Annotated in this window: 5 protein-coding genes; 2 read left to right on the top strand and 3 right to left on the bottom strand. The window is 72.2% G+C overall.

What is annotated here, in order from left to right:
• Together COGEMETH_RS01865 and glmS are read left to right on the top strand one after the other, a co-directional pair.
• Positions 1–442, top strand: a 442-nt coding sequence (locus COGEMETH_RS01865) for a DapH/DapD/GlmU-related protein (RefSeq protein ID WP_283214948.1), incomplete at its 5' end; no start/stop codon positions are given.
• A gap of 311 nt (positions 443–753) precedes the next feature.
• Positions 754–2,580 carry a glutamine--fructose-6-phosphate transaminase (isomerizing) gene (glmS, locus tag COGEMETH_RS01870; RefSeq protein WP_238180925.1) on the top strand — a complete coding sequence of 609 codons (1,827 nt, stop codon included), beginning with the start codon at positions 754–756 and terminating at the stop codon, positions 2,578–2,580.
• A 19-nt stretch (positions 2,581–2,599) separates the two neighbouring features.
• On the opposite strand, the gene COGEMETH_RS01875 is transcribed toward glmS, so the two are convergent.
• From COGEMETH_RS01875 to COGEMETH_RS01885, 3 genes are all read right to left on the bottom strand, one after another.
• Entirely contained in the window at positions 2,600–3,811 is a 1,212-nt protein-coding gene (locus COGEMETH_RS01875; RefSeq protein ID WP_238180926.1) for an ABC transporter substrate-binding protein, read from the bottom strand.
• A gap of 161 nt (positions 3,812–3,972) precedes the next feature.
• Positions 3,973–4,875 carry a beta-keto acid cleavage family enzyme gene (locus COGEMETH_RS01880; RefSeq protein WP_238180927.1) on the bottom strand — a complete coding sequence of 301 codons (903 nt, stop codon included), beginning with the start codon at positions 4,873–4,875 and terminating at the stop codon, positions 3,973–3,975.
• A gap of 16 nt (positions 4,876–4,891) precedes the next feature.
• Positions 4,892–5,650: an SDR family NAD(P)-dependent oxidoreductase gene (locus COGEMETH_RS01885; protein ID WP_238180928.1), complete on the bottom strand. Its 759-nt coding sequence runs from the start codon at positions 5,648–5,650 to the stop codon at positions 4,892–4,894.
• Between the last annotated feature and the right edge of the window lie 92 nt (positions 5,651–5,742).

A 5,742-nucleotide genomic window follows, 5' to 3' on the forward strand; every position in this document is an offset into this window, starting at 1 on the left:
CCGCCTCCAGGACGGCCCCGCCGCGCAGCCGCGCGAAGGGGCCGTCCTGGAGGCGGGCGCCTATATCGGCAACTTCGTGGAGCTCAAGAACGCGCGGATGGGGGCGGGCGCCAAGGCCTCGCACCTGACCTATCTGGGCGATGCCGGGATCGGCGCGGGCGCCAACATCGGGGCCGGCACGATCACCTGCAACTACGACGGCGTGAACAAGCACCGCACCACGATCGGGGCCGGCGCCTTCGTCGGCTCGAACTCGGCCCTGGTGGCCCCGGTCAGCATCGGGGCGGGCGCCTACGTCGCCTCGGGCTCTGTCATCACCGCGGACGTGCCGGACGGGGCGCTCGCCGTCGCCCGCGGCCGTCAGTCCCTGAAGCCCGGCTGGGCGGAAGCCAAGCGGGCTGCCCTCAACGCCGAGAAGGACGCCCGCGCCAGGAAATCTTAAGCCTGTTCGGAGTTTGCAGGGAGCACCTCAAGCATCCGGTGAGGTTTGCAGGCCGATCCTCGATCGGGAACGGCCGGTGCTGGAGCGGGGCAGGGCTGGCCCTTGCCCGTCCCGATCCGGTACAACCCGGCCCCTTGCCGCACTGCAACGGGCCGGCGCGGTCCTTGCGCCAGGGCAGGGCGGGCCGAGACCGAGCCGCGATGAGGACGACTCATCGAGGTTCTTCCCCCGCCAACGCGGGGCGGCGGCCGTCCGCCGGGCCTCACGGGTCGTAACCCGTGAGACGAGGCAATGAGGGGAAGACAGGCATCATGTGCGGCATCGTCGGCATCGTCGGGCGCGAGGCGGTCGCGGATCAGGTGATCGAGGCCCTGCGGCGGCTGGAATACCGCGGCTACGACTCGGCCGGCATCGCCACCCTGGAGCACGGGCGGCTGGAGCGCCGGCGGGCCGAGGGCAAGCTCGCCAACCTGCGGGCCAAGCTTGAGCGCGCTCCGCTCTCGGGCAGCATCGGCATCGGCCACACCCGCTGGGCGACGCACGGACGCCCGAACGAGACCAACGCCCACCCGCACGCCACCGCGCGGCTGGCCGTGGTCCACAACGGCATCATCGAGAACTTTCGCGAGCTGAAGCGCGAACTGGAGGCGGACGGGGTCCGCTTCGAGACCGAGACCGACACCGAGGTGGTGGCCCAGCTGGTCAGCCGGAACATGGACCGGGGCCTCGGTCCCGTGGATGCCGTGGCCGAGGCCCTGCCGCGCCTGCGCGGCGCCTTCGCCCTCGGCTTCCTGTTCGCGGGCGAGCCGGACCTGCTGATCGGCGCCCGCCACGGGGCGCCGCTGGCCATCGGCTTCGGGGCGGGCGAGACCTATCTCGGCTCGGACGCCCTGGCGCTCGCCCCCTTCACCGACGCGATCACCTACCTGGAGGAGGGCGACTGGGCGATCCTGACGCGGGAGGGCGCGCAGATCCGCGACATCCACGGCGCGCCGGTCGAGCGCCCCCGCCAGAAGATCGCCACGCAGGCCTACCGGGTGGACAAGGGCAACCACCGCCACTTCATGGCCAAGGAGATCCACGAGCAGCCGGAGGTGGTGGGCAGGACGCTCGCCCACTACGTCGACCTCGCCGCCGGCCGCGTCGTCCTGCCCGAGCCCCTGCCCTTCGACTTCGCGCGGCTGTCGCGCCTGTCGATCACCGCCTGCGGCACGGCCTATTACGCCGGGCTCGTGGCCCGCTACTGGTTCGAGCAGATCGCGCGCCTGCCCGTCGAGATCGACGTGGCCTCCGAGGCCCGCTACCGCGAGGCGCCCCTGGAGCGCGACGGGCTGACGCTGGTCATCTCGCAATCGGGCGAGACCGCCGACACCCTGGCCTCGATGCGCTACGCCAAGTCCCAGGGCCAGCACACCCTGTCCGTCGTCAACGTGCCGACCTCGACCATCGCGCGGGAATCCTCCGTGGTGATGCCGACGCTGGCCGGCCCCGAGATCGGGGTCGCCTCCACCAAGGCGTTCTCCTGCCAGCTGACCGTGCTGCTGTGCCTGGCCATCGCCGCGGGCCGGGCGCGGGGCACGATCGACGCCGCCGAGGAGCGCCGCCTGGTCGACGCCCTGATCACGGTGCCGGGCCTGATGGCCGAGGCGCTGACCCGCGAGGGCGAGATCGAGATCCTGGCCCGCGAGGTCTCCAAGGCCCGCGACGTGCTTTATCTCGGCCGCGGCACCAGCTACCCGATGGCGCTTGAGGGCGCCCTGAAGCTGAAGGAGATCAGCTACATCCACGCCGAAGGCTACGCGGCGGGCGAGCTGAAGCACGGCCCCATCGCGCTCATCGACGAGAGCGTGCCGGTGATCGTGATCGCCCCCCACGACGCGGTGTTCGAGAAGACGGTCTCGAACATGCAGGAGGTCGCCGCCCGCGGGGGCCGGATCGTGCTGATCGGCGATTCCAAGGGCGCGGCCGAGCACGGCCTCGATACGCTGGCCACCGTGACCATGCCGGACCTCGACGCGACGGTGGCGCCGATCGTCTACGCCGTGCCGATCCAGCTGGTCGCCTACCACACGGCCGTCTTCATGGGGAAGGACGTGGACCAGCCGCGCAACCTCGCCAAGTCGGTGACGGTGGAGTAACCGCGCGGCCGGGCGCGGGTCATTTCACCAGGGGGCAGCCGCCCTCTTCGAGGGGGCGGAACACGTCCTTGCCGGGGTTGGTGGCGACGAGCTTGTAGAGGTCCCACTCGCCCGTCGACTCGGCCGGCGCCTTGACCTCGAACAGGTACATGTCGTGGATCTTGCGCCCGTCGGCGCGGATCGTGCCCTTGCCGAAGAGCGGGTCGTCGGTGGGCATCTCCTTCATCTTGGCCACCACCTGCGCGCCGTCGTTGGCCGCGTGCAGGGCGGCCACGGCCTTGAGGTAGTGCAGCAGGCCGCCGTAGACGCCGGCCTGGTAGGCGGTCGGCTTCTTGCCGTTGCTGAGCCTGGCGAACCGCTCCGAGAAGGCGCGGGTGCCGTCGTTGAGGTCCCAGTAGAAGGCCTCCGTCAGGGTCAGCCCCTGGGCGATCGTGGTGCCGAGCGCGTGGATGTCGGTCGACGAGATCAGCAGGGCGGCCAGCGCCTGCCCGCCCTGGCGGATGCCGAACTCGTGGGCCTGCTTGATGGCGTTGGCGGCGTCCCCCCCGGCATTGGCGAGCCCGATCACCTTGGCGCCCGAGCCTTGGGCCTGGATCAGGAACGAGGAGAAGTCGGCAGAGGGGAAGGGCGTCTTGACCGTGCCGAGCACCGTGCCGCCGTTCTTGAGCACGACGGCGCGGGTGTCGCGCTCCAGGGCCAGGCCGAAGGCGTAGTCGGCCGCCAGGAAGAACCAGGTGTCGCCCCCGCGCTTGAGCATGGCCTTGCCGTTGCTGTTGGCCAGCGCCACGGTGTCGTAGGTCCAGTGCACGGTGTTGGGGGTGCATTGCGCGCCGGTGAGGTCCGGCGTGCCGCCGCCGGAATTGACGAAGACCTTGTTGCGCTCCTTCGTGATCTGGTTGACGGCCAGGGCCACCGAGGAGGTCGGCACGTCGAAGACCGCGTCGACCCCGTCCCGGTCGTACCATTGCCGGGTGACGGCGGCGCCCACGTCCGGCTTGTTCTGGTGGTCGGCGGAGACGATCTCGACGGAGAGCCCGTGCTCGGCCGGCCTGAAATCCTCCAGCGCCAGCCGGGCCGCGACCACGGCGCCCTCGCCGGTGGAGTCGAAATAGACGCCCGAGCGGTCGTTGAGCACGCCGACCTTGACGGGAACGAGAGCCTTGTCCTCGGCTGACGCGGCCTGCGCGCCGGCAAGCCAGAGGGCGGCGGCGACGAGATGGCGGATCGGCATTGGAGCGTCTCTCCCGTGTCCGTTGGCGTCGGCGGGCGTTGGTCGCCGCTCGACGGAACGCGCCCGGACGGCAGGGCGCGCGGCGCCATTGAGCGCGCAAATCCGGGGCGTGTCAGCCGGCCGGGGTGGCTGAACGGGATCGCTGTCACCGGGACCGCCGGTCAGGCGCTCTCCGGGGCGTGGGGAGCGCGCCCGATCCCGAAGATCGCCCGCGCCTCGTCCGGGGTGGCCGGGGCGCAGTCGAGGTGGGCCAGCAGGCTCACCGCCTTCTCGACCAGCGCCGCGTTGCTCGGGGCGAGGGTGCCGCGGGCGAGGTAGAGGTTGTCCTCCAGGCCGACCCGGACGTTGCCGCCCATGGTGGCGGCGAGCGCCAGGATCGGGAACTCGGCCCGCCCGATGCCGAAGGCCGACCAGACCGCGTCCGCCGGCAGCCGGGCCCGCATCTGGACCAGGGCCTCGGGTGTCGCCGGCGCGCCCCAGGGGATGCCGAGGCAGATCTGGAACAGGGGCGGGGCGGCGAGGTGCCCTTCTGCGATCAGGTGCCGGGCGAGTTCGATGTGGCCGAGGTCGAACACCTCGATCTCCGGCCGCGTGCCTGCCGCCGCGATCGCCTGCGCCATCGCCCGCAGGTGGGCGGGGGTGTTGAGGAACAGGTGCTCGCCGAAGTTCATCGTGGCGACGTCCAGGGTGCAGATCTCCGGCCGCAGCGCCGTGACGTGGCGGGTGCGAACCTCGGGCGAGGCGAAGAGGGTGCCGGGGCCGGCGAGCGCCGGGTCGTCCTCCCCCGGCACGAAGCGCCCGCCCGCCCCCGTGGTCAGGTTGAGGATCACATCCTCGTTCCGATCGCGGATGCGCGCGACGGTCTCGCGATAGTGGGCAAGCTCCATGCTCGGCCGCGCCGTCCCGGGGTCGCGCACGTGGATGTGGACCACGGCGGCCCCGGCGGCGGCCGCCTCGACCGCCGACGCCGCGATGGCCTTCGGGCTCACCGGCACGGCGGGGTTCTTGGAGGGCGTGTCGAAGGAGCCCGTCAGGGCGCAGGTGACGACCGTCTTGACCGACATCTGTGGTGCCTCCCGTTCACATCGTCCCGCCGTCCACGGTCAGGGTCTCGCCGGTGACGTAGGCGGCCCCTGCCGCCAGGAAGAGCATGGCCTCGGCGATATCTTCGGGGCTCGCCATCCGCCCCAGCAGGGTGCGCGAGACGGTGGCGGCCTTGCGCGCCTCGGGCCAGCCCTCCGTCCAGGGGGTGGCGACGAGGCCGGGCGCGACGGCGTTGACCCGCACCTCCGGCGCGAGCGCGCGGGCGAGGCTACGGGTCAGGTTGATCAGGCCGGCCTTGCTCGCCGCGTAGGCGATGCTGGAGCCCCGCCGGCCGAGGCCGGCCACCGAGGCGGTGTTGACGATGGCCCCGCGGGCGGCCTTCAGGGCGGGCGCCGCGGCCCGCGCGCAGCGATAGGGCCCGACGAGGTTCGTGGCCAGGATCGTGCCCCAGAATTCCTCCGTCATCGCGTCGAGGTCGGCGAACTCGATCGGCGCCGTGGTGCCCGAGGTGCCGGCGTTGTTGATCAGCACGTCGAGGCCGCCGAGTTCGTCGATCCCGCGGCCCACCATCGCCTCCGCCTCGCCCGGCCGCGACACGTCGCCGGGCAGCGCGTGAACGGCAAGGCCCTCCGCGGCGAGATGCGCGACGGCCTCGGGGCCGCGGGCATCCCCGGCGAGGTGGTTGAGGGCGACGCGGGCGCCGCAGCGGGCAAACAGCGCCACGGCAGCGAGCCCGATGCCGGAGGCGGCACCGGTGACGAGGACCCGCCGGCCCGAGAGATCGGCCTGGATCATGTGAGTCCAGGGCAATCGCTCGAGCGCGCTTGCCCTACCTTCTCCCTGGCCTCGGTCGCCGGCGCCCGCATCCGCGGGCTCAGGCTTTCACG

This window comes from Methylobacterium trifolii (genome assembly GCF_022179685.1).
In the GTDB taxonomy this organism is placed as follows: domain Bacteria; phylum Pseudomonadota; class Alphaproteobacteria; order Rhizobiales; family Beijerinckiaceae; genus Methylobacterium; species Methylobacterium trifolii.